At 62.5% G+C, this 23,564-nt stretch carries 23 protein-coding genes and 1 pseudogene; 20 read left to right on the top strand and 4 right to left on the bottom strand.

Annotated features, from left to right (window positions below; genetic code table 11):
• Positions 1-68: 68 nt before the first annotated feature.
• From ACIGJC_RS29780 to ACIGJC_RS29745, 8 genes and pseudogenes are all read left to right on the top strand, one after another.
• On the top strand, positions 69-350 hold the full coding sequence (locus ACIGJC_RS29780; RefSeq protein WP_483715141.1) for a UxaA family hydrolase: 282 nt from the start codon (positions 69-71) through the stop codon (positions 348-350).
• A gap of 59 nt (positions 351-409) precedes the next feature.
• Positions 410-1,585 carry a UxaA family hydrolase gene (locus ACIGJC_RS29775; RefSeq protein ID WP_483715140.1) on the top strand — a complete coding sequence of 392 codons (1,176 nt, stop codon included), beginning with the start codon at positions 410-412 and terminating at the stop codon, positions 1,583-1,585.
• Positions 1,586-1,792: 207 nt separating this feature from the next.
• The gene (locus ACIGJC_RS29770; protein ID WP_483715138.1) at positions 1,793-2,152 is read left to right on the top strand and encodes a hypothetical protein; all 360 of its coding nucleotides are present in this window, start codon (positions 1,793-1,795) and stop codon (positions 2,150-2,152) included.
• A gap of 78 nt (positions 2,153-2,230) precedes the next feature.
• Entirely contained in the window at positions 2,231-3,349 is a 1,119-nt protein-coding gene (locus ACIGJC_RS29765; protein WP_483715137.1) for a Re/Si-specific NAD(P)(+) transhydrogenase subunit alpha, read from the top strand.
• A 10-nt stretch (positions 3,350-3,359) separates the two neighbouring features.
• Positions 3,360-3,719 (top strand): NAD(P) transhydrogenase subunit alpha part 2, encoded by a 360-nt coding sequence (locus ACIGJC_RS29760; protein ID WP_011295852.1) that lies wholly within the window; start codon positions 3,360-3,362, stop codon positions 3,717-3,719.
• On the top strand, positions 3,716-5,185 hold the full coding sequence (locus tag ACIGJC_RS29755; protein WP_483715135.1) for an NAD(P)(+) transhydrogenase (Re/Si-specific) subunit beta: 1,470 nt from the start codon (positions 3,716-3,718) through the stop codon (positions 5,183-5,185). The genes ACIGJC_RS29760 and ACIGJC_RS29755 overlap by 4 nt, the downstream gene beginning before the upstream one ends.
• A 122-nt stretch (positions 5,186-5,307) precedes the next feature.
• A pseudogene (locus tag ACIGJC_RS29750) lies at positions 5,308-6,080 on the top strand (HpcH/HpaI aldolase/citrate lyase family protein); the annotation flags it as partial.
• Entirely contained in the window at positions 6,072-6,329 is a 258-nt protein-coding gene (locus ACIGJC_RS29745; protein ID WP_483715201.1) for an HpcH/HpaI aldolase/citrate lyase family protein, read from the top strand. The pseudogene ACIGJC_RS29750 and the gene ACIGJC_RS29745, both read left to right, overlap by 9 nt.
• Before the next feature lie 305 nt (positions 6,330-6,634).
• Here ACIGJC_RS29745 and ACIGJC_RS29740 read toward each other — a convergent pair whose 3' ends face one another.
• From ACIGJC_RS29740 to ACIGJC_RS29730, 3 genes are all read right to left on the bottom strand, one after another.
• Entirely contained in the window at positions 6,635-8,080 is a 1,446-nt protein-coding gene (locus tag ACIGJC_RS29740; RefSeq protein ID WP_483715134.1) for an IS1182 family transposase, read from the bottom strand.
• A 32-nt stretch (positions 8,081-8,112) separates the two neighbouring features.
• Positions 8,113-8,571, bottom strand: coding sequence for a hypothetical protein (locus ACIGJC_RS29735; protein ID WP_483715133.1), 459 nt, complete (start codon positions 8,569-8,571; stop codon positions 8,113-8,115).
• 71 nt (positions 8,572-8,642) lie between these two features.
• The gene (locus ACIGJC_RS29730; protein WP_435384982.1) at positions 8,643-9,650 is read right to left on the bottom strand and encodes a LysR family transcriptional regulator; all 1,008 of its coding nucleotides are present in this window, start codon (positions 9,648-9,650) and stop codon (positions 8,643-8,645) included.
• Between the two features lie 181 nt (positions 9,651-9,831).
• On the opposite strand from ACIGJC_RS29730, the gene ACIGJC_RS29725 reads away from it, so the two are divergent.
• The 12 genes from ACIGJC_RS29725 (at position 9,832) to ACIGJC_RS29670 (ending at position 22,752) form a co-directional block, all read left to right on the top strand.
• Positions 9,832-11,133, top strand: a complete 1,302-nt coding sequence (locus tag ACIGJC_RS29725) for an MFS transporter (protein WP_483715132.1) — start codon at positions 9,832-9,834, stop codon at positions 11,131-11,133.
• Positions 11,134-11,229: 96 nt separating this feature from the next.
• Positions 11,230-12,300 (top strand): porin, encoded by a 1,071-nt coding sequence (locus tag ACIGJC_RS29720; protein WP_483715130.1) that lies wholly within the window; start codon positions 11,230-11,232, stop codon positions 12,298-12,300.
• A gap of 61 nt (positions 12,301-12,361) precedes the next feature.
• Positions 12,362-13,861 (top strand): FAD-dependent monooxygenase, encoded by a 1,500-nt coding sequence (locus ACIGJC_RS29715; protein ID WP_483715129.1) that lies wholly within the window; start codon positions 12,362-12,364, stop codon positions 13,859-13,861.
• A gap of 4 nt (positions 13,862-13,865) precedes the next feature.
• Complete coding sequence (locus ACIGJC_RS29710; RefSeq protein WP_483715128.1) at positions 13,866-15,203, top strand: amidohydrolase family protein; 1,338 nt, start codon at positions 13,866-13,868, stop codon at positions 15,201-15,203.
• A gap of 11 nt (positions 15,204-15,214) precedes the next feature.
• Entirely contained in the window at positions 15,215-16,198 is a 984-nt protein-coding gene (locus ACIGJC_RS29705) for an alpha/beta hydrolase (protein ID WP_483715126.1), read from the top strand.
• A gap of 41 nt (positions 16,199-16,239) precedes the next feature.
• Positions 16,240-17,082: a fumarylacetoacetate hydrolase family protein gene (locus ACIGJC_RS29700; RefSeq protein WP_483715125.1), complete on the top strand. Its 843-nt coding sequence runs from the start codon at positions 16,240-16,242 to the stop codon at positions 17,080-17,082.
• A gap of 61 nt (positions 17,083-17,143) precedes the next feature.
• The gene (locus tag ACIGJC_RS29695; protein ID WP_483715124.1) at positions 17,144-18,085 is read left to right on the top strand and encodes a VOC family protein; all 942 of its coding nucleotides are present in this window, start codon (positions 17,144-17,146) and stop codon (positions 18,083-18,085) included.
• 17 nt (positions 18,086-18,102) lie between these two features.
• Positions 18,103-18,381, top strand: a complete 279-nt coding sequence (locus ACIGJC_RS29690) for a helix-turn-helix domain-containing protein (protein ID WP_483715123.1) — start codon at positions 18,103-18,105, stop codon at positions 18,379-18,381.
• Between the two features lie 645 nt (positions 18,382-19,026).
• Positions 19,027-19,731: a glycoside hydrolase family 25 protein gene (locus tag ACIGJC_RS29685; protein ID WP_483715122.1), complete on the top strand. Its 705-nt coding sequence runs from the start codon at positions 19,027-19,029 to the stop codon at positions 19,729-19,731.
• Between the two features lie 107 nt (positions 19,732-19,838).
• Positions 19,839-21,395 (top strand): hypothetical protein, encoded by a 1,557-nt coding sequence (locus ACIGJC_RS29680; RefSeq protein ID WP_483715120.1) that lies wholly within the window; start codon positions 19,839-19,841, stop codon positions 21,393-21,395.
• Positions 21,396-21,670: 275 nt separating this feature from the next.
• Complete coding sequence (locus ACIGJC_RS29675) at positions 21,671-22,186, top strand: hypothetical protein (RefSeq protein ID WP_483715118.1); 516 nt, start codon at positions 21,671-21,673, stop codon at positions 22,184-22,186.
• Positions 22,183-22,752, top strand: coding sequence for a catalase family protein (locus ACIGJC_RS29670; RefSeq protein WP_483715117.1), 570 nt, complete (start codon positions 22,183-22,185; stop codon positions 22,750-22,752). Before ACIGJC_RS29675 ends, ACIGJC_RS29670 begins: the two co-directional genes overlap by 4 nt.
• A 232-nt stretch (positions 22,753-22,984) precedes the next feature.
• Here the strand turns inward: ACIGJC_RS29670 and ACIGJC_RS29665 are convergent, their stop codons facing one another.
• On the bottom strand, positions 22,985-23,407 hold the full coding sequence (locus ACIGJC_RS29665) for an AMP-binding protein (protein WP_483715115.1): 423 nt from the start codon (positions 23,405-23,407) through the stop codon (positions 22,985-22,987).
• Positions 23,408-23,564 lie beyond the last annotated feature (157 nt).

The following is a 23,564-nucleotide window of genomic DNA, read 5'->3' as shown; positions in this document are numbered from 1 at the left end:
ATCTCGTTGACATGGATGAATTGGTTACTAAGATGATTTCACCGATAACCTGCACGAAGGAGACAAAGATGATTCACGTAGTACTGCATGACGCCAAGGACACCGTCGCGGTGGCCGTGGTCGAGGGGATTGAGCCGGGCACCACGCTGAACGCCTGGATCATGGACGAGGACAAGGTCATCACGGTTACCGCGCTCCAGCCGATTCCCATCGGCCACAAGGTCGCGCTGCGCGACATGGACGTGAACGAGACGGTCTACAAGTACGGCATCGACATTGGCAAGGTTGTCGCGCCGATCAAGGCGGGTGAACACGCTCACGTTCACAACATCAAGACCAAACGCTGGTAAGCCGCACCACCGCATCCCTCCGAATACACCTTTTCATCAAAGCATCCGAGGACCACGTCATGTCCGTTATTGACCAAAACACCACTTTCTGGGGCTACCGCCGCGACAACGGTCGCGTGGGCGTTCGCAACCACGTCATCATCCTCCCGCTGGATGACCTGTCCAACGCCGCCGCCGAAGCCGTCGCTGTCGCCATCAAGGGCACGATGGCCATCCCTCATCCGTATGGGCGCCTGCAGTTCGGTCCGGACCTCGACCTGCACTTCCGTACCCTGATTGGCGCGGGCAGCAACCCGAACGTCGCGGCGGTAGTAGTAATCGGTATCGAAGACGGCTGGACGAAGAAGGTCATTGATGGCATCGCCAAGACCGGCAAGCCGGTGGTCGGCTTTGGCATCGAGGGCCACGGCGACCATGAAACCATTATGCGGGCGTCGAAGGCAGCAAAGGAATTCGTGCAGTACGCCACTGCACTGCAACGCGTCGAGTGCCCGATCAGCGAACTGTGGGTGTCGACCAAGTGCGGTGAGTCGGACACCACTTCCGGCTGCGGTGCCAACCCGACGGTCGGCAATGCCTTCGATAAGCTCCATCCGCTTGGCACCACGCTGGTGTTCGGCGAGACCTCGGAGCTGACTGGTGGCGAGCATATCGTCGCTGCCCGTTGCGCTAACGATGACGTTCGCCATAAGTTCATGGAAATGTTCGAGCGCTACCAGGGCATGATCGACCGCTGGAAGACCTCAGACCTTTCCGAGTCGCAGCCGACCAAGGGAAATATCGCTGGAGGTCTCACCACGATTGAGGAGAAGGCGCTCGGCAACATCCAGAAGATTGGTAAGAAGTGCACCGTCGATGGTGTATTGGATAAGGCAGAAGAGCCGACCCATCCGGGCCTGTGGTTCATGGACTCATCCTCGGCTGCTGCCGAGATGGTCACGCTCTGCGCCGCCGCCGGCTATGTCGTCCACTTCTTCCCGACCGGCCAAGGCAATGTGATCGGCAACCCGATCGTCCCCGTCATCAAGCTGTGCGCCAACCCGCGTACAGTGCGTCTCATGAGCGAGCACATGGACGTGGATTGCTCGGGGCTGCTGCAACGCGAACAGACGCTGGACCAGACTGGCGACAAGCTGCTCGAATGCATGCTGGAGACTGTCAATGGTCGCTGGACCGCGGCTGAGGCGCTCGGCCATCGTGAGTTCGTGCTGACCCGCATCCACGAGTCCGCATAACGATACCGCGCTGCATCAGTGGAGACATGAACCCCTTCGCGGTGCAGGCGCTGACACCCGGCTTCGACTTACGGGACGAGCCGGGCTAAGTCGGCATGCGCAACACCTGGTCGAGGCTCTTAGTAGTGCCTCGGTGCTGATCTTCGTAGGGCACCCAGGTAGCTGCGGGGCCGCTGACTGCGCCGCAGCACTCACGATCAGATCGAGGTGGTCTTCTCCAATTCCAGAGTCGCTGGCATATGTGAAGTCAGGCAAGCTGCGCGCTCTGGCGTTGACCACGCGTATCCGCTGCTGCCTGACTTGCCAACCGTGACCGAGGTCGGCTATCCGGTGATTGTCGAAAACGGGACTGGTTTGCTGATGTCCGTTGGCTCGTCGCGCCCAATTGTCGACACGGTTGCCACCTCCGCTTCTCGCATGTTGGCATCTGAAACCGTACGCAATCACATTATCGCGGCGGACTTTACGCTGATACGCCAGAACGGCCTGCCGTTCACCGAATACTTTAGCGCGGAAGTGATGCGGTGGGCAAAGCTCATGGAAGAGAAGCACATCACAGTTGAGTGACAGTAAGTCGCCGGTAATTAAGGAGCAAGAAAGCCGGTCTGTTGCAGAGGTTTAACGTAATCAAAACAGGAAAGTAACGTGCACATCGGCATCCCTCAAGAAACACGAGTCGGCGAGACTCGAGTCGCCGCCACTCCGGAGACGGTCAAGAAATACGTCGCTCAGGGCCATCAGGTCGTGGTGCAGGCGGGTGCCGGGGTACGGGCCAGCCAGCCGGATGCCGCCTATGAGGCCGCGGGCGCCCGCATCGGCAGCGCTGCCGATGCGCTTGGCGCGCAACTGGTGCTGAAGGTGCGCGCGCCGGAGATCACCGAGCTGGCGCACATGAAACCGGGTGCGGTGCTGGTGGGCATGCTCAATCCGTTCGATGCCGAAAACAAGGCGCGCATGGCCGCCGCCGGCATCACGGCATTCGCGCTCGAAGCCGCGCCGCGCACCACGCGCGCGCAGAGCATGGACGTGCTGTCGTCGCAGGCGAATATCGCCGGCTACAAGGCCGTGCTGGTGGCCGCGCACCACTACCAGCGCTTCATGCCGATGCTGATGACCGCCGCCGGCACCGTCAAGGCGGCGCGCGTGCTGATCCTCGGCGCCGGCGTGGCGGGCCTGCAGGCCATCGCCACGGCCAAGCGCCTGGGCGCGGTGATCGAGGCGTCCGACGTGCGCCCGGCCGTGAAGGAGCAGATCGAATCGCTCGGCGGCAAGTTCCTGGACGTGCCGTTCATCACCGACGAAGAGCGCGAGATCGCGCAAGGCGTGGGCGGCTATGCCCGGCCGATGCCGCCGGACTGGATGCGCCGCCAGGCCGAACTGGTGCATGAGCGCGCCAAGCAGGCCGACATCATCATCACCACCGCGCTGATTCCCGGCCGCCAGGCACCTGTGCTGCTGCACGAAACGACTGTGCAGCAGATGAAGCCGGGCTCGGTCGTGGTCGACCTGGCCGCCGCGCAAGGCGGCAATTGCCCGCTGACCGTGGCAGACGAAGTGGTCGAGCGCCATGGTGTGACCTTCGTCGGTCACACCAACCTCGCCAGCATGGTTGCTGCCGATGCCTCGGCGCTCTATGCGCGCAACGTGCTGGACTTCCTCAAGCTGGTCATCGACAAGGAAGGCCAGTTCACGCTCAACCCGGACGACGACATCGTCGCCGCCTGCCTGATGACACGGCGGGAAGAAGAGGCATTGGCCTGTTAAGGAGAGTTCGATGGAAATGGTGAACCACACGGTGATCAACCTGATCATCTTCGTGCTGGCGATCTACGTGGGCTACCACGTGGTCTGGACCGTCACGCCCGCGCTGCATACGCCGCTGATGGCCGTAACCAATGCGATCTCGGCCATCATTATTGTCGGCGCCATGCTGGCGGCCGGCCTGACCGAAGGCGGCGTGGGCCGCACCATGGGCACGCTGGCGGTGGCACTGGCCGCGGTCAATGTGTTCGGCGGCTTCCTGGTCACGCAGCGCATGCTGGAGATGTTCCGCAAGAAGGCGCCCAAGGTGAAGGCCGAAGGCAACGCGAAGGCCCCGCATGCGGGCGGCGAACTGGTGGAGATGCCGCGATGAATGCCCTGTCCATGAATATGGTGACGCTGTTCTACCTGGGGGCGTCGGTCTGCTTCATCCAGGCCTTGAAGGGCCTGTCGCATCCGGCTTCGGCCCGCAAGGGCAACGCCTTCGGCATGATCGGCATGGCGGTGGCGGCGCTCACCACGGTGGCGCTGATCGCCAAGCTCAAGAGCGAGTTCCTCGCGGCTGGCGCTGGCACGGGTGCGGGTGCGGGCCTGGCGCTGATTCTCGCGGGGCTGGTGGTCGGTGGCGGCATTGGCGCCTATGTGGCGAAGAAGGTCGAGATGACCAAGATGCCCGAACTGGTGGCGGCCATGCACTCGCTAATCGGCATGGCGGCGGTGTGCATTGCCGTGGCAGCGGTCGCGGAGCCTGCCGCATTTGGCATCGCGGCGGCGGGCTCGCACGAGATCCCGATGGGTAATCGTATCGAGCTGTTCATCGGCTGCTTTGTCGGCGCCATCACGTTCTCCGGTTCGGTGATCGCGTTCGGCAAGCTGGCCGGGCGCTACAAGTTCCGCCTGTTCCAGGGCGCCCCGGTGGTGTTCCCGGGCCAGCACATGCTGAACCTGGCGCTGGCGGTCGCGATGGTCGGCTTCGGCATCGCGTTCTTCATGACGCAGAACTGGATGCCGTTCCTGGTGATGCTGGCCATCGCCTTCGTGCTCGGCGTGCTGATCATCATCCCGATCGGCGGCGCCGACATGCCGGTGGTCGTGTCGATGCTGAACTCGTACTCGGGCTGGGCGGCGGCCGGTATCGGCTTCTCGCTGAACAATCCCATGCTGATCATCGCCGGCTCGCTGGTGGGTTCCAGCGGTGCGATCCTCTCGTACATCATGTGCAAGGCGATGAACCGCTCGTTCTTCAACGTGATCCTGGGCGGCTTCGGCAGCGATGCGACGGCGGCTGGCGCGGCCGGCTCGCAGGCCCAGCGCAACGTGAAGTCGGGTTCGGCCGATGACGCCTCCTTCCTGATGGGCAATGCCGAGACCGTGATCATCGTGCCCGGCTACGGCCTGGCGGTGGCGCGAGCCCAGCACGCGCTGAAGGAACTGACCGAGAAGCTGACCGAGAAGGGCGTGACCGTGAAGTACGCGATCCACCCGGTGGCGGGCCGCATGCCGGGGCACATGAACGTGCTGCTGGCCGAGGCCGAGGTGCCCTACGATCAGGTCTTCGAAATGGAAGACATCAATAGCGAGTTCGGCCAGGCCGACGTGGTGCTGGTGCTCGGCGCCAACGACGTGGTGAACCCATCGGCCAAGACCGACCCGAAGTCGCCGATCGCGGGCATGCCGATCCTGGAGGCCTACAAGGCCAAGACCATCATCGTCAACAAGCGTTCGATGGCCGCGGGCTACGCCGGACTGGACAACGAGCTGTTCTACATGGACAAGACCATGATGGTGTTCGGCGACGCGAAGAAGGTGGTCGAGGATATGTTCAAGGCGGTGGATTGAATAGCTGGCGTTTCCGGGACCGGCGTTGCGCTTATCTGAGCATCTCCCCGGGCCCAGTTGGACGAGCGGCACCACTTGCCGATCTTATGGAAGTGAGATAAGCCGTGTCGTCGAAGATTCATATGCGGCGGGTAAGGTGCAGTTCGATCGTGCGCTTCCGCATGTCGATCCTTCCAACCTGCGCCATCAGAGTCAAAGGGAGCCGCTGCCGGCTGCTAGACAACTCGGCGCACCTCAGGAGATCAACGAGAATGCATCCGGCCTTGCCCCATCGACTGCGGTCCCTACTCTTCGTTCCGGCTGATAGCGACAGAAAGTTGGCCGCAGCCCTGAGGTCCGATGCTGACGGCCTTGTATTCGACTTGGAAGACGCCGTGCCAGAGCATGGCAAAGACGAGGCTCGAATAAAGTTATCTGCCTTTTGCAGCGGGCGCGAGCGTCTACGACCGCAGCCTTACTTGTGCGTGTCAATGGCCTTTCATCCGGCCACCTGCTGAAGGATTTGGCGGCCATCATGCCGCATCGTCCTAATGCGATCGTGCTGCCCAAATGCCCCAGCGTTCAGGATGTGCATAGAATCTGCGATTTCCTTGCGGCGTTCGAGGTTGCTCTTCTGGATGGCAAGTGGGAGACGGCCGTCATTGCCATGGCGACAGAATCATCGGAAGGCGTCTTTGGGCTTTCATCCTATCGAAACGCTCCGATGCGCCTCCAAACACTTATGTGGGGCGTAGCCGATCTGGCTGCAGACCTCGGCGCGTTCTCATCTCATGCTGGCAGTGAGTTGACTGCCCCGTTCTCAGTGGCGCGCACGATGTGTCTGCTTGCAGCCGCGCAAGCCGGCATTGATGCAATCGATGTCGTCAGCACGACCCTTGCCGACCCGTTGCATATTAGTCAAGAAGCAGCGCGAGCAAAGCGCGACGGATTCACTGCGAAGGCTGCAGCTCACCCCTCCCACATCCGCGCAATAAATGAGTCCTTTATGCCTCAGGAGGAAGAGGTCCGATGGGCGAGGGAAATTGTTAGTGCGTTCTCAAGCGTCGGTGCCTCAGGTGTGGCGAGGCTTGGAAACGCTATGGTCGACCGACCGCATTTACGACTAGCGCATCGAATCCTCTCCCACGTTGAGGGAGAAGACTGAGTTTCCGAATGGCCGGTTTCCGATGTAGATGCGCCGTTCGAATATCCGCTTGAAGCCGTGGGTGAGCGTCCGTAAATGGCCGCTCTCGGTCCTTCGCCTATCCGGGCAACGCCAAGGGCAACTACCGACCGAGGCCGTGTGGAAACGCCTTTCGAATCGCATCAATGCACGTCACCACTGAGCGGAGCCTGCTTTTATCGAATTTTCGGCCAATCCGGTCGCGGGGCGATGTCGAAACAGATACGAACAACGCTAGCGGGCTGCTGAGGGCGATTCTCAGCCCATTTTTAGGCGTAAATGGGTGCTTACGCACCCACCAGGCGCATGGCCTTCATCGTTTTCGGGAACCCGAGAATTCGAAGGACGCGCTTCAGGTTGTACGCCAGAACATGCAGGCTCATTTCAGTACCTACATTCGGTAACTTGCGGGTCAGGAAGTGCGTGTAGCCCATCCAATGTTTGAAGGTGCCAAAGACATGCTCGACGGTTCGCCTGCGAACCGTCATTGCATCGGGAGTCTTGTCGAGCCGGCGCTGGACGGCTTCTAGTACTTCCTCGTGCTCCCATCGGGAGATCCGTCGTTGTGAGCTCGGCGTGCACTGAGCCTTTATCGCGCATTGCGAACAGGCACTGCTCCAGTATCGGCGCAACTGCAGGCCGTTCTCCTCACTCGTGTAGCGGTATATTGCGCGCTCGCCAGCAGGACATTGGTATTCGTCATCCCTGGCAATGTAGATGACGTCTGCTTTGTCAAATCTGCCGTGTGCCTTCGCCCCCGATGTAGTGGGCTTAGGAAGGAGCACTGCAATACCCCTATCTGTGCACGCCTTGATCTGTGGCGCGCTGTAGTAGCCACGATCAGCCACCGCACGAAGTCTGGCTTTCCCCATAGCCTTGCGCGCTGCTTGAGCCATGGAGCTGAGCTGTGCTCTGTCGCTGCCCGCATTTGTGACCTCGTGAGCGACGATCAGATGGTGCTTGGCATCAACCGCCATCTGTACGTTGTATCCCACCATTCCCGATCCCTTGCCACTTGTCGCCATCGAGCGAGCATCAGGATCGGTCATTGAGATCTGACCATCTGGCAGCGTCTTGAGCTCTTCCTTTACCTGCTCAAGGCTATGCATCTGCTGACGCAGTTGCGCAATCTTCTCGCGCAGCCGAGTCGTCTTGCGTTCTATCTCCGCTGGCTGCGTACGATCCGCTGTCTCCAACGCGCTCAGATACCGCTGAATGCTTTCCTCGATTTGCTGCTGGCGCTTGTCGACCTTGCCAGCCGTGAAATTGCGGTCCCGAGTATTGACTGCCTTGAACTTGCTGCCGTCGATGGCGACCATGGCCTGCGAGAACAACTTCAGATCGCGGCACAAAACCACGAAACGACGGCAGACATTGCGAATGCCCGTGCTGTTATCCCGGCGGAAGTCTGCAATCGTCTTGAAGTCCGGCGCCAGTCGACCGGTCAGCCACATCAGCTCTATATTGCGCTGGCATTCGCGTTCCAGACGGCGGCTGGACTGAACCCGGTTGAGATAGCCATAGATGTATATCTTCAACAGGACAGCAGGATGATAGGAAGGGCGACCTGTAGATGAGGGATTGGCACCTTCGAACCCGAGCGACTCGAGGTCCAGCTCTTCAACAAACGCCTCGATGATCCTGGTGGGGTTATCCTCGGCGACGAAGTCATCGAGGCACTCAGGAAGCAATGAAGCTTGCTTCCGATCTTCTCCCTCTATGAATTGCTTCATCCGATCCCCTAATCTGAATGCGTTGATCCAGTCTAGGTGACCAAGACGTTTTCACACAGCCTCGACCCTGAGCTGCCTTTCAAGTTCTTGCACCAGCAACGACAGCTTCCAACGGTAAAACCGCCATTCGCAAGATCGAGCCAAAAAAGCCGCGCTGATGGGCGTGCCGGGCTGCATTTCGCCATCGAGGAGGCGGTCCTGAATGCGGTGAGTGCCGGCACGATGCCCATGCCTTCCCACGCCTGCGTCTCGGCGAGCAGGTCGGCGAAGATGGCCACCTCCTGCGGTCGTTCGGGGATGTTCGCCCTCCGGCTCACGTCAGTCCCGGATGCCTTCTTGGGTCGGCAGGATTCCCATGGCGTGCAGATGCGGCGGGTATCGGCGATGCTGTCGCGCACTGATGCCTTGCCGCATTCGTGCCGGTCGCAGGGCAGTCTCGTAAAGGTAGATTTCACGCTCGAGATCGCCGCCTTGCGCCACAGCGAATCCATCTGGCCAGCATCGCCAAATCGTCCACGCCAGCATTAACGCGCTCTCCAAACAGCGACGACTTTCCATCGTTCTACGCTTTCGCAGCGCGTTTCCTTGCCGGTGCAGCCATCAGCGGGTCCGCCGGCGCAGATGCGCCGTCCCCCGCCCCCGCCGCTTTCGCGCTTTCCACCGAGTCCAACTGCCGCGCGGTATCCCGCAGCAATTCTCTGAGCCAGGCGATGGCTGGATCGGTTTCCTGGTACTTCTGCCATTGCAGATGCTCGGAGAACGCCGGCAGGTCGATTGGGCAGTCGAGGCGTCGCAGGCCGAAGCGCTTGGCCATTTGCTGTGCGAGGCGCGTCGGCAGTGTTGCGATGCGGTCCGTGCCGGACAGTAGCGCGGGAACCAGCGTGAAGCTCGGGGCGATGACGTCCTGGCGGCGCGTGCGCTTGCCCGTGGCAAGCAGGCGCGCATCGAAGGTGAGCCGCCGACCGCCACCCCATTCGACGCCGATGTGGGCGCCGTCAAAGTAGGACTCGGCCGTCAGGCCGGTTCGCGCCAGCGCGCTGTCGCCGCAGACGAGACAGGAGAATGTGTCCTGGAACAACGGCTCTGACGGGTGGCCGGGCACCCTGGCGAACTCCGGCGCGATCAACAGTTCAGCTTCACCGCTTTCCAGGTGCTCTGGTGTCTGCGGGCTGATCGCGCGCAGATCGAACTGCATCAGCGGCGCCAGCTCGGCGGCTCGCCTGATGACCTGCGACAGGAACACACTGATCACGTAGTCGGATGATTCGATGATGAACCGGCGCGACGACGTCGCGGGATCGAACGAGGGGCGCGCTCGCGTGATGGTCTGGATCTGCAGCAGCACGTCCCGCACCGGCTTGATCAGCTCCATGGCCAGCGGCGTCAATACCTGCGTCTTGCCGACGGCGACCAGCAAATCGTCTTCGAAATATTCCCGCAGTCGGCTCAGGGAGCAACTCGTCGCGGGCTGGCTTAGGAACAGACGCTCCGCCGCCTTGCCGACGCTGCGGGTCGAGAGCAAGGCGTCGAGCACGACGAGCTGGTTGAGGTCGAGTTTGTTGAAGCGCATGGCGGCGGTATGTATTTACAGAATGGATGCTTCTAATTTAAACAATAAATTTTGTAAATGTCACTACGGAGCGAATAATCCGACGCAACGGCGAGTCAGAGCCGCGTGAAAACGAGAAAACGGAGACAAGACAGTGATTCCAAAGCCTCACACAGATCAGTCTGCTACGTCACAATGGGCATTGGTCGCCACCCTGACGGCGGTGATGATGCTGGCGCAGATTGACAAGAACATCCTGGTGCTGATGGTCGGGCCGATCCAGCGCGAATTCGGCGCCAGCGACCTGCAGATCAGCTACCTGATCGGCGCAGCCTTTGCCGTGTCGAATATCGCCGTGGGTTTGCCGGCGGGCTGGATGGCCGACCGCTATAACCGCCGCCTGATCATCGCGGTGGGCGTGCTGGTGTGGTCGGTTGCGGTCGCCGCCAACGCGGTGGCGGCGGGGTTCGTCACGCTGGTGGTGGCGCGCATCATTGTCGGGGGGGCGGAAGCGCTGATTCCGCCTTCCGCTTATTCGCTGATCCGGGACGGCGTCGACGACCAGCGGCGCGCACGCGCGCTGTCGGTCTACACCATGGCGCTGATGATGGGCACAGGCCTGTCGCTGGTGCTGGGCGGGCCGATGCTGCACTGGATCCAGTCGGCGGGCATTCGCTCGATCCCGCTGGTCGGGCAAGTGGCGCCGTGGCAGATGACGCTGTTCCTGATCGGCATCTGCGGGCTGCCCGTTGGCTTGCTGATCTTCCTGAACCGCGACCCGGGTCGCCACGCGGATGCCGCGCACAGCGGCAAACCGGACACGAAGGCGGTGATCCGGCATCTCGCCGACAACAAGGCGCTGTTCGTGCCCCTGCTGGCCTTCGCTGTCTGCAATGCGATGATCACCTATGGGTTGGGCGCGTGGATTCCCACCATGGTGGTGCGGCGCTTCCAGCTTGGCATGGCCGAGATCGGGCTGATTCAGGGCAGCCTGCTGCTGACCATGGGACCGCTCGGCCTGTGGCTCGCTGGGCTGGCCATGGATGCGCGCTCGCGGGCCGACCGGCTCTCCGGCGTGGCGCTGGTCGGCCTGGTGGTGAGCATTGCGGTGCCGGCCCTGACCATCCTGCTGTGCATGACCCATACCCTGGCCGGCTTCTGGCTGGTCGATGCGATGGTCGTGCTGTTCTCCTGGACCTTCATGGCGGTCACCTCGACGATTGTCGCCAGGAAGGTGCCGACGAATGCGGTGGGGCTGGTGATGGCGATCGTGTTGGTCCTGAACGGGCTGATCGGCCAGGGCCTGTCGCCGACACTAATCGCGCTGGCAGGAGGGCATTTGTTCGACGCCGGCCCGGAAGCGCTGGCGCATGGTATGGCCCTGGTGTTTGCTATTGCCGGCACGCTGGCGGTGGCGGCGGCCGCCTGGATGTACCGCTCGCTGTTGCATGCCGAAGCGGCGGCCGGTTTCTCCGGCGCCTCCGCGCAAGCCCCTTTGCGCTGAATCCCCCAAAGACGCGTTGATCCACGTGGGCTGTTGCAAGGCGGCCGCGCAGGGACCCGTGCGGCCCGAAAAAACCAGAAACACGGAGACACAGGAATGAGGAAGTTAGCTGTGGCGCTGGCCTGCGCCACCATGTTGGCGGTCTGCCACCTGCCCGCCAGGGCGCAATCGTCGGTCACGTTGTCCGGCCTGTTGGGGAGCGGCGTGTCCTACACCACCAATGCCGGTCCCGGTGGCGGCGGACAGTTTCAGCTCAGCGGCACGCACGCCGTGCCCTTTATCGCCATGTCGGGCAAGGAAGCGATCAACGGCGATACGGCGGCGTTCTTCCGGTTGAGCAAATATGCCTTCCTGGATACGGGATTGTCGACGCCGTTCGAGAGCTATGTCGGCGTGAGCTCCAACACCTTCGGTACGGTTTCGCTGGGCTCCATGTACGACCTGCTGGCCGATCTGGTGCCCTTTACCTCCGAGCGCTACACCTCGCTGCTGGCCACGCACCCCGGCAACCTGGACCGGACCGTGGGCAATTCGCTGAATAGCACGGTCAAGTACAAATCGCCAGCAATTGGCGGGCTGCAGTTCGGCGCGATGTACGCCTTCGGCAATGCCAGTTCGACGACCAATACCGGGCGCGCCGTGGGCGCCGAGGTTAGCTACAGCGGCGGGCCGGTGCAAGGCGTCATCGTGCTGGAATCGGTCAACGGCGTGCCCTATGCACCCGGCCAGAAACTGGGCATTACCCGGCTGTATGGGATCGACTTCAGCGGCAATCCCACGGCATCGATCTTCCAGAATCAGGACACTGCCAGCGCCGGGATTGCGTATGCCGACCACGGCTGGCGGGTGATGGCCAATTACAGCTACACGCGCCTGTCTGCGGCAGGTGCGCGCGAGACTGCGCAGTCGATCGATGTCGGCGCCTACAAGTACGTCACGCAGCAGCTTCGCCTTGGCGGCGGCTATTCGTACACCAGCCTCGATCCCTACAAGTGGAACCAGTTCCACGCCCATCTCGACTATGCATTGTCGAAGCGGACCAGCCTCTATGTGCTCGGAGTGCTCCAGGTGGCGGGGTCGGGGCAGCTTGCGGTGATGCGCAACCAGCCGCCCGCAACGTCGTCGCGCCAGCTCGTGCTGGAAGCGGGCATGACGCACCTGTTCTGACTGGAAATCGTTTAGCGCGCCACGGCGCTTCCGGCTTTGGCCCTAGAAGGAGAATTGAAACATGCAGTGGGATGTGATTGTCGTTGGTGGCGGGCCTTCGGGGCTGACCATGGCTGCGGAGCTTGCCGGGTCCGGCGTGAGGACGCTGGTGCTGGAACGCCGCACCGACGGGGTCCAGTCGCGCGCGGGGACCTTGCTGCCCCGGGTGCTTGAGCTGTTCGATGCGCGAGGGATTGCGCATCGATTTATCGAGAAGACCCGCTCGATCGCGGATTATCCGTTCCGGCCTTCGCATATCTGGGCGGGCTTCCACCCAATCGAATGGAAGCACCTGGAGTCGCGCTTCGGCTTTACGCTGGGCCTGCCGCAAAACCTCACCGAACAGATCTTGTGGGACTGGGCGCTGGAGAGCGGGGCAGAAATCCGCGCGGGCATGGAAGTGCGCGACGTGCGTCAGTCGGATGCGGGTGTCGAGGTCGACGTGGTCGATGCCGCGGGCGTCGCCGTCACCCTACAGGCCCGCTATGTGGTCGGCGCCGATGGCGGTCGCAGTGCCGTGCGCACCCGGCTGGGCCTGCCGTTCGAGGGGCATGCGGGGACCTTTCGCGGCATCGTCCTTGACGCCGAGCTGCAGGCGCCATGGCCGGGCGGGCGCATCAATGTCGATAACGAGATGGGCTGGGTGCGCGGCTACGTGTTCGGCGACGGCATTACCCGCTTCAATATCGTCCATCGCGACCGGCGGCATGCCCCCAAGGACGAGCCGGTGACACTGGAAGAAGCGCTGCAATGCATCCGCGATGTGCACGGCACCGACTACGGCATCCGGTCGTATCGCTGGGCGTCGCGCTTCGACGACCAGATGCGCGCGGTACCCGCGCTGCGCAAGGGGCGGGTCTTCCTGGTCGGGGAATCGGCACGCATCCATTACCCGGCAAGCGGCGTGGGCATGAACTTCTGCCTGCAGGATGCCTTCAACCTCGGCTGGAAGCTGGCCAATGTCGTCCATGGCCTGGCGGACCCGGCCACGCTCGATACCTATAATGCCGAGCGGCTGCCGGTCATGCTCGCGCTGCTGGAAAGCGTGAAGGCCCAGTGCGCGCTGCAGTTCAGCTTCGGGCCGGAAGCCATCGCGCTGAAGCGCCGCATGCAGGCGCAGATCATCCCGCTGCCTGATGTGCAAAGAAAGCTCGTACGCGAACTGTGCGGCCTGGAAGCGCCATATCCGCGAGAGGCGGACAGCCACCCGCTGACCGGCCTGCCTTGCCCGGACCTCGACCTGCTGCTGCCGGACGGCAGCGCGGTATCCGTGGCACAGACCCTCCGGGAGCGCCGCTTTGTCCTGATCGACCTGGAAGGCTTCAGCCGCCAGTTCGCCACCATGGACCTGTCGGAGCTGCCGGTCACCGTGCTGGCGGCGCGTGCCGCCCGCACGCCGGCCTCCATGGACGGAGTGAAGGCGCTGCTGCTGCGTCCGGATGGCTACGTGGCCTGGGTAGGCACCGACGTGGCACGCGCCGGCGAGGTGGCTGCACAACTGTCGAAATGGCTGAGGCGGTGAGGCGATGAACGATCGACGTGTATTGTTGCGCGGCGGCTGGGTGCTCAGTATGGACCCGGCGGTGGGCGACCTGCGCCAGGGCGATGTCCTGATCGAAGGCGACCGGATCGCCGCCGTGGCTCCGCAAATCGAGGCTGCGGCAGCGGATCAGATCGACGCGAGCGGCATGATCGTGCTGCCCGGCTTTGTCGATACCCATCGGCACACCTGGCAAAGCTGCGTCAGGCATCGATATGCCGATATTGATCCGCAGATTTATTTTGCCGAGATGCTGGGCGCCAAAGGCGCGGCGTTCCGGCCGGAAGATGTCCAGATCGGCACGATGCTTGGCGCGGTGTCCGCCCTGGACAGCGGCATCACCACCATGCTGGACTGGTCGCACGTGCAGAACTCACCCGAACACGCGGATGCCGCCATCCTCGGCTTGCGCGACGCCGGCATCCGCGGCGTGTTCGCGCACGGGTGGCCGCTAGTCGACGGGTCATCCTGGATGTTTGACAGCCAGCGTGCCCATCCCGTCGATATCCGGCGTCTGCGCGAGCGCTACTTCTCGTCGGATGACCAGTTGCTGACGCTGGCGATGGCCGCGCGCGGCCCGGAGATGGCGTGCCGGGACGTCTGGTTGGCCGATTTGCGGCTGGCGCGCGAACTGAGCATCCGTTCCTCTATCCACATGGGTGCCTACGCCCGCAATGCGCCGGTGCAGGGCATTGCGCAGATGCATGCGGCGGGCGTGCTGGGCGACGACCTGACCTTTGTGCACTGCTGCTTTTCCAGCGCGGAAGAGATCGCGATGATGGCCGGTGCCGGCGTCAGCGCGTCGCTAGGCGTGCATTGCGAAATGAACGCGCAGGGGATTGGCGACATTCCCTTCGATCGCCTGCTGGCGGCCGGTATCCGGCCCAGCCTGAGTGGGGATACCGAAACCAAATGCTCGGGCGACATGTTCACCCAGATGCGCCACGCCTTTGCGTACTACCGCTCATGGATGGGCGGCGGCCACTCGCGCGTGGCGAATGCGCCGGCAACACTGTCGCTGCGGGACGTACTGGAATTTGCCACCGTGGCGGGGGCCAAGGCAAACGGGCTGGCGCACAAAGTCGGCACGCTGACGCCCGGCAAGCAGGCCGACCTCATCATGATCCGCGCCGATGACCTCAACCTGACGCCGGTATCCGATGCGGTGGGCGCGGTCGTGCTGGCCGCGCATCCGGGCAATGTAGATACGGTGCTTGTCGCCGGCCGCACCGTCAAGCGCCATGGCCGCATGACGAATATCGACCTGGATGCGTTGCGCCGGCGTGCGTTGGCGTCGCAGCACTATGTTCTCGGTCTCCGATGAAGAAAAACCCAATGCATATCCCACTCGACCCGGAACTGGCGGCCATCGTGGCTTCGATGCGTGCGGCGGATGCGCCGGCTCCGTTCTCCGGCACGCCTGACGAGGCCCGCGAACGCATGCGTGTTGCCATCCAGACCGCGCGCGAGCGGGCTCCGCTGCCCGAGGTCGCCGCCATCGAGGACTGCATTGCCGTCCATGAGGGTGCGCGAGTGCCGGTGCGGGTCTACCGTCCCTGCCATGCATCGATGTCGCTGCCGACGGTCGTGTTCTTCCACGGCGGCGGCTTTGTGCTGGGCAGCGTGGCGCTGATGGACGACATCGCGCGAAAGCTTTGCCGCGACGTCAATGCCGTCATCGTCTCGGTCGACTACCGGCTCGCGCCTGAACATCCGTTTCCCGCCGCGCATGACGACGCGCTCACGGCGACGCTGTGGGCGCTGCGCAATGCCGGCGAACTGGGCGGCGACAGGGCGCGGGTCGCGGTGGCCGGGGAAAGCGCAGGCGGCAACCTAGCCGCCTCCACCGCGCTCAGGCTGCGCGACCGGGGCGATCAGGCCGAGCGCCTGGCGGCGCAGTTGCTGGTCGTGCCTGGCGTCGATTTCGCACGCGATATCGGGCAGATCGAAGCGTTGCGCAGCGACTTTCCGATGCTGTCGCCTTCCGACCTCCGCGATATCTCGCGGCTGTACCTCGGCGAGAACGCTGCGCTGGCCGACTGTTTCCCGCCGTCACCGATGCATGCGGCCGACCTTCATGGTGTGGCGCCGGCCGTGGTGGCGGTTGCGGGACATGACCCACTGCAGGCGGAAGGCGTGACCTATGCAGGTCGGCTTGCCGCGGCTGGCGTGCCGGTGCGTGTGCTTCGCTTCGATGACATGTTCCATCCCTTCTTCGGCTTCTTTGAAGCCTCCGCATCGGCGCGCCGCGCTCATGACGACATCTGCCACGCCTTCCAGGCGTGGCTCAGCCAGCACGCCGGTTCCGTTCCAACGTGACGGCGCGAGTTTTACACATTGATCAATTTGGAGACTAGAAAATGCGTTATGTATCCTTCCTGAAGGATGGCAAGCCCTGCCTCGGCGTGCGCGATGGCAAGGACATCCGCGTTATCGGCCCGGTTTCGCTGGAACAACTCCTGGCGCGCGGCGTTGACCTGAACACATACGGCCGGGAGCATGCCACCAGCGAAACGCTCGACGCGGCGGGCATCGCTTACCTGCCGCCCCTGGCCCGCCCGCCGAAGATCCTCTGCATCGGGCTGAACTACGCGGACCACACAAAAGAGAGCCAGTACGAGCAGCCGGACTATCCGACCATCTTCCTGCGCGTGCAGACCAGCCTGATCGCCCATCAGGCGCCACTGGTTCGCCCGCGGGTGTCGGACTCGCTCGACTTTGAGGGCGAGATCGCCGTAGTCATGGCAAAGGGCGGGCGCCATATCGACAAGGAGGATGCCCTCTCGCACGTGGCGGGCTATGCGCTGTTCAACGATGGTTCGGTGCGTGAGTACCAGTTCAAGTCGCCGCAATGGACCGTGGGCAAGAACTTCGACGGCACCGGTGCCTTCGGGCCCGACCTGGTGACTGCCGACGAACTGCCGCCAGGCGCTCGGGGCTTGCTGCTGCAGACTCGGCTGAACGGCGAGGTCGTGCAATCCGCAAGTACCGATGACATGGTGTTCGACGTCGCCACCCTGATCAGCGTGATCAGTGAAGCCATGACGCTGGAACCCGGCGATGTGATCGTTACCGGCACGCCTTCCGGCATTGGCTGGGCGCGTACGCCAAGGCTGATGATGCAGCCGGGGGATGTGTGCGAGGTGGCCGTGGAAGGCCTTGGCACGCTGCGCAATCCGGTGGTCGACGAAAGCGGCGGCTGAACACAGGCAAGGAGCGAGCCCTCGGCGAATGCATGCGGTGGCTCGCCGCCAGGAGATCCTCATGACCCATTCCGCACTGCGGCCGGCGCGCGCGGCCGTCCACTCGATTGATCACTTCGCCCTCAACGTTCCATCGCTGGCTGAAGCGCAGGCCTTCTTTCATGCGTTTGGGTTGGGGGTGGACGCTGCCGGCCCAGATCGCGGCGAGCTTGCATTGCGTGCCGCCGACGGGCATCGCTGGGCGCGAATTTTGCCGGCGGCGCGCAAATCGCTGGCGTATCTGTGCTTCAACGCTTATGACGCCGACATGCCTTTGCTGCGAGATCAGGTCGCCCGCGCCGGGGCGAAGGATGCCTGCGCGCCGGGCAACAGCGGGGACGATGGACTGTGGTTCCACGACCCGGATGGCAACCTGATCCTGGTTAGGGCGGGGCCCAAGACCTCGCCGGACCAGAAAGCGCGGAAGGAGCGCGCGGGAGCGGACGCCAATGCGCGCGGCGCATGCACGCGCGCCCATGTGCGCCGCGTGGTGCCCAATCGCTTGTCCCATGTCCTGCTGTTCACACCGGATGTGTTGCGCGCGGTCGACTTCTACGAGCGAGCGCTCGGCTTGCGCTTGTCAGATCGATCGCGCGACCTGATTGCGTTCACGCACGCCCCGCATGGTTGCGATCACCATTTGCTGGCATTTGCCAAAAGCAGTGCTCGTGGCTGGCATCATGCTTCGTGGGATGTCGACGATGTGGACGCGGTTGGCGAAGGCGCCGCGCAAATGGCGGCCGCCGGTTATGCCGGCGGGTGGGGGACGGGCAGGCACGTGCTTGGGTCCAACTATTTTCATTACGTCGAGGACCCGTGGGGTTCGTTTTGCGAGTACTCAGCCGGGATAGACTACATCGCTGTCGGGCAGGCGTGGCCAAGTGGGGATTTTGCTCCCGAAGACTCTCTTTTCCTGTGGGGACCAGACGTTCCGGCGAGTTTCACGCGAAATACGGAGGAATAGGGCGGCCGTTGTGAGAGGTGCTTCGAGGCTTGCCATGCATCCGAGAACGCTGCAGCCGGCTCGCGGAAGAGGGCACTAATTTCGAAACACTGAGGGGCGAGGTTCGCACAGCCCTCGCGCTGCATTATCTTCGAGGCACCAAGCTGGCGGTCGGCCAGATTTCTCTGATGCTTGGTTTTCCTGCTCAATCAGCATTGTCGCGCGCCTGCCGCCAGTGGTTTGCACTCACGCCATCGGATGTCCGCGGCTTCGAGCAACGCGATTTCAGTGCTTGCGACGGAGAGGCTAAGGGTTAGTGGCGTCGTACGGCGAGCAATGGAAAGCCGGCGGCTAGTTCAGTCGTGAGCATGCGTTCGCAAAGCGGAGCGGTGTCAACGGGGAATCAATCCTTGCTGGGAGAGTCAGGCAAAACCGACGTAACGGGATCCAAGCCATCGGAACGGCTGCGACCTGGAGGAAAGCGGACGTGTGAATGTCCCAACAGCAGCGCGAGCGGGCGTCGCATCTTGGCCGGTCTCAGTCGGACACCCAGCGCGGAGAGGTGGATGCCTCTGAGCGCCTCACTTCTGCCGATCGCGCGTGCCGAGCCTTGCAGTGATTCACCCACGGCAGCCATTCGCGTTCTTCAGCCTATTGCGGACACCTGGCGCCCAAGTTCTCAGCCCGCCAGCAGGATGCAGGCCCGAATTGCGAGAGAAACTTCGTCTAATTCAGAGTTCAATAATCCGCAACACAAAGTCATCCACCTGGCTGAGATGGTTCACCCGATCGCTTGCCTATGCTTCAGACGGGTTCGCGGATGGCGCCGTGATTGGTATCAGCGACGGTGTTAGGCAACAGGCGCACGTACTGCGGGACTCCATGGCACAGACGCCGCGCAGCTTGGGCCGCTCGCCGATGGATGCGCCGTGGTCCAAATGGCACTGAATCAGGAGGGCGCCATGCCGGAAACCATGCCAGGCTCCATCGATGTCGTCATCGACATCAACCATGACAACCATTTCGATGCCATCAAAGCTAGGAATGCCGGGGTCAGAGCCGTTATCCACAAGGCCAGCGAGGGCGCGACTTTTCAGGATCCTGCATACAGGAGGCGACGGCAAGACGCACTCGCCGCGGGACTGTTGTGGGGTGCCTACCACTTTTCCAGTTCCCGTCCGGCGAACGAGCAGGCAGACAATTTCCTGGCCGCCACGCAGTGCGATGATCCAGCGGTAGACAATACAGCGACGCTGTTTTGTCTCGATTTCGAACCCAGTTCGAGCGGCCCAGACATGACGCTAGAGCAGGCCCAGGCTTTTGTCGTCAGCGTCAAGGACAAGACTGGTCGTTGGCCCATGATCTATGGTGGCAACATGCTGCGCGATGCCGTGCAGGCACATGGCGCGGATCCAATCCTCAAGAATTGCCCGCTCTGGTATGCCCGATATCGAAGTCAGCCCGTTGGCATCCCGACGGACACCTGGCCGCACTTTATCCTCTGGCAGTACACCGACGGCAAGTCGGGGCCGGAACCCCGTGCCTTTGCGGGAATGGATCCCGGCGATCGCGATTGCTATGCCGGAACCGAAGCGCAATTGAAGGCGGCGTGGCCGTTTGCTGACTATTTCAAGACAGCACCGAGGTCGACCGATCAGAACGCCTAGTCCATTGCGTCAGAGAAAACGCACCCCTTGAGGCCCAGTCGAACGGGGTGCTTTTCGAATGACGCAGCGGACTAGCGCCAGAAGCCGCCGCACCTGGCCTTGGACAGATGAGACCCGACGCCGCCAGCGCAGCACAAGCCTGCGCGATACGCTTCCTGCAAAGGCAGTTTGCAGCCTTGCTGCTAGTGGGGCTCTGTGCGTGCGCGCCGAACAGCGCGTATCGCACCCATCTTGTTGACCTCGACAAGGACGCAAGCTGTCAGCGTGCAAGCTCCAATATGCACGATGACTTACGGCAAGCGTGCGGCAAAGTGACACCGGAAAGTGTGCGAGGTCTCTATGAATTGCATTTCGTCGAGTTCGACGACCAGGGCTGGCTGTATCCGAATACGCCCGCATCCGCGGACGCGCTGGCGAACAACCCCTCGAACCAGATCGATAACCTGATGGATCGGCTGACGTTCCTCCTTGCCAAAAAAGGTGAGGACCTGAGCATCGTTGTTTTCGTTCACGGTTGGAAGCACAACGCACAGACCAACGACGCAAATGTGCAGGAATTCCGTGCGTTGCTCGAAGCCGCAGGCGCCGAGGAACGTGACCGGGCCGGTCCGGCTGGCAAACCGAGAAAGGTCGTGGGGGTTTATGTGGCCTGGCGAGGGAAGTCGTGGACGGTGTCCGATCCGCTGCTGAGTCTGACTTTCTGGGCGCGCAAAGAGGCCGCGCGACGCATCTCGATCGGATCGTCGCGCGAGCTGTTCGCACGACTGCGATCCCTCCGAACTTACTACAACGACGCGCAGTCGGGCGGCGCGCTTCAGACGGGCGCAGCTTCCGAGAAAGCAGGCGCGCGTCCCCGCATCCGCACGCTGATGATAGGTCACAGCTTTGGCGGGCTTATCCTTTATGCCGCCATGTCCGGATCGCTGATCGAGTCGCTGGCAGCGCAGCGTGATCTGGACGGAACGGGCAAGGGAACGGAACTGCCGGAAAGGCCGGCGGACATGATCTTACTGATTAATCCGGCCTTCGAGGCATCGCGGTATGAAGCGCTCTATCGCGTGGCGCTCAAGTATAAGCCGACTCGGTTCCAGCCGCCGCTGCTAGTGTCAGTCACGTCGATCAAGGACTGGGCAACAGGGATCGCGTTTCCGATTGGCCGCTCGGTCAATACGCTCTTCGAGCGTGAGACCACCAGTGAGCAGGGTACGGCCATGAAGAAGACCCCGGGCCACATCGAACACTACCTGACGCACCGACTCTACGCTCACGCGCCCGACGAGGTGCCGGGCGCGGACAACGCCATGCCTGGCGACGGCGCCCGTTGTGCAGGATGGAGGTCAGAGGCGGATCTCAAAGATCTGCACGGCGAGGAACTGGGCGAGGCAGTGCGTCAGAACAAGAAACTCGAGGCAGAAGACGCTGCTGAGTTCTTTCGCCAGAACCTCACGCTGGGGCATCTGCTTAAGCCAAAATGGACACGCACCTTTTGCGGCGGCAGCTTTCTGACGACGGTGGTTGGAGCCGACGAAGGTGCGGTGGCGAATGCACTGATCTGGAACGTCGAGGTGGACGGCGATGTCATTAAGAACCACGACGATGTGATGAATCCTGTGTTTCGAGCATTCATGCGCCAGCTTTATGGGGATGTCTCCGCACATCCCTGATCTGCGCTGGAGTCGCCGGTCACCTGACGCTATATGTGGCAATCGTCTGCAAGACGGCCATCGTTGTCTTGAACCAGACGCCGGCGATGTTCAGCGTCTTGCGGCCGGTAGAGTTGATACTTGCCCTAGACCTGGGGTCTGCATTCGATCCGAAGCGGCCTTCCGATTCGCCGTCAAGACCGATGGCCGGCGAGGCGATGCATGACTGGGGAGGTCGGTTGCGACAGGGACCGATCTCCGGATGCGTGGTGTAATGAACCGGATCGGAGGCGGCCGTGGCGAACCAAACGACAATCGGTGCAGCAGCGCAACAAGTGGGTTCCGGCACCGGATGGGAAGACCACCCGGACACGCCGGACATCATGGCCACAATGATCGAAAAGATCAGGGCACAGCAGGAATCGATCGCGTCGAGCAGCCGGACGGGCTTGGGCGGGCGTATCGACAGGGGCCAGCATCAAAAGCAGGTGATGGGCGCGTTCGGCACGCTGCGCATTTTCGCCGCGGTGCCGCCCGCGCTTGCGTCGGGTCTCTTCGCGAACGGCGGCGCTTCGGGTGCGCCGCTGCTCTACCGTGTGGCGTGCCGCTTTTCGAACGGGCAGCCCTGTCCTTTTGCTGACACGGAGGCGGACGTGCGTGGCGTTGCCGTCAAGTGCTTCACGGCCGACGGCACTGAAACCGATTTGCTCGTAACGAACGAAGGCGGTCGGTCGCATGCGCGGGATGCGAACAGCTTCATGGAGATCGCAGATGTGCTCGTCTCCCAGATCGAGGGGGGCTTGCGGGATTGATTGAAAAAGCGACGGCCGACGTGTTCGCGCGCAAGCTCGGACCTGTCGAGGCGGCGCGCTCCTTTGGCATCCTGTTCCAAGCGACGAAGTTGCACACGGTGGCGAGCCTCACGACGGAGACGTTCTGGGGCTCGGTGGTGAAGTGTAACGATGCAGCCTTCAAGTACGCGCTGCAGCCGTGTCCCGACACTGTGCCCGGCACCGAAGGCGATCGTCATGACGAGCAGTATCTGCGCAACGATCTGCTCAGTCGCCTAAGCAAGGGCGCGCTGAAATGGCAACTGGTGGTGCAGCTCTTCACCGACGAGAAGCATACGCCGGTGAACGACGCTTCGGTCGTATGGGAGGCTCCGACAGTCGTGATCGGGGAGCTCGAGATTTCGTCGGTGCCTTCAGCCGAAGGCGAGGCCATCGTCAATCAGATGGCGTTCAATCCGGCCAACGGGTTCGAGCCGCTCGGCATCACGCATGCACGCAGGTTGGTCTATGCGGCAAGCGCGGCCAACCGCGCGGACCGGGGCCTGCTTTCAAGTGCAGAGGCGCGCGCCCGGATCGAGCGTACCTAGTATGGCCGAGGAGGCGACGAGCTTGATGTCCCGCGAAGTCCCGTTACCTGAGCGGAGCAAACATTCGAAAGTTCGCGTGAGAGTGTGACGAACGGCCGAAGCTGACCGATGTCAGGCGGCTGGGGGAAGGACGCTTCCCGACCCATCGCTGCCGTTCGCTTTGGCCTTGCCTCAGCGGCCGCTTTCACAGTACTACGGCCGCATAGTGAATTCGTTGCTTGGCAGGTTTTCATCAGCGGACGGCGCCAAGCGCCTGATAGTGAGGCTCACTGGATACGTCGGGCAGCAAACACCTGGGTGACTGCGCCCCAGGCTCTGCTTTGACGTCGGTGACGAAGCAAAGGCAGGCACCACTGTCCTGCAGAATCCCGTTAATTTCGCTCGGATGCAGCTTGGCATTGATCGGTACGGCACACAGACCGGCGTGCCAGATGCCATACAAAAGCTCGACGTACTGCGGGCAGTTCTTCATGATCAGTGCTACCCGATCACCGGCATGCAGCCCGGGCCAGTGACGCAAGCCGAGGGCACAGCGCGCGACGCGATCGGCAAGCTGCTCGAAGGTGCATAGTGGTTCAGTGCCGAGAAAATGCGCTGTCCGATCTGGACAGGCGCGGGCTGCACGGACGAGCGTTTGAGCCCGGTTGGGGTTCATGCATCCTCTCGTTTAGAGCTCGTGCGGGATTCCTCCCGCGCAGCCAGTCAGTCAGGTCGCGGTCACGAAGCCGCAAGCGATAATCATATTGCCAGGCAAGCGCTTACGTGGTGCTTGGTTGCTGGCAATTCCCGGCGCGGAGCAGGGAGTGCCTGCC

This window comes from Cupriavidus sp. C3SS-1, assembly GCF_057073755.1.
Note: the sequence above shows the minus strand (reverse complement) of the source record. Positions and strands in the feature narration are given on the sequence as shown.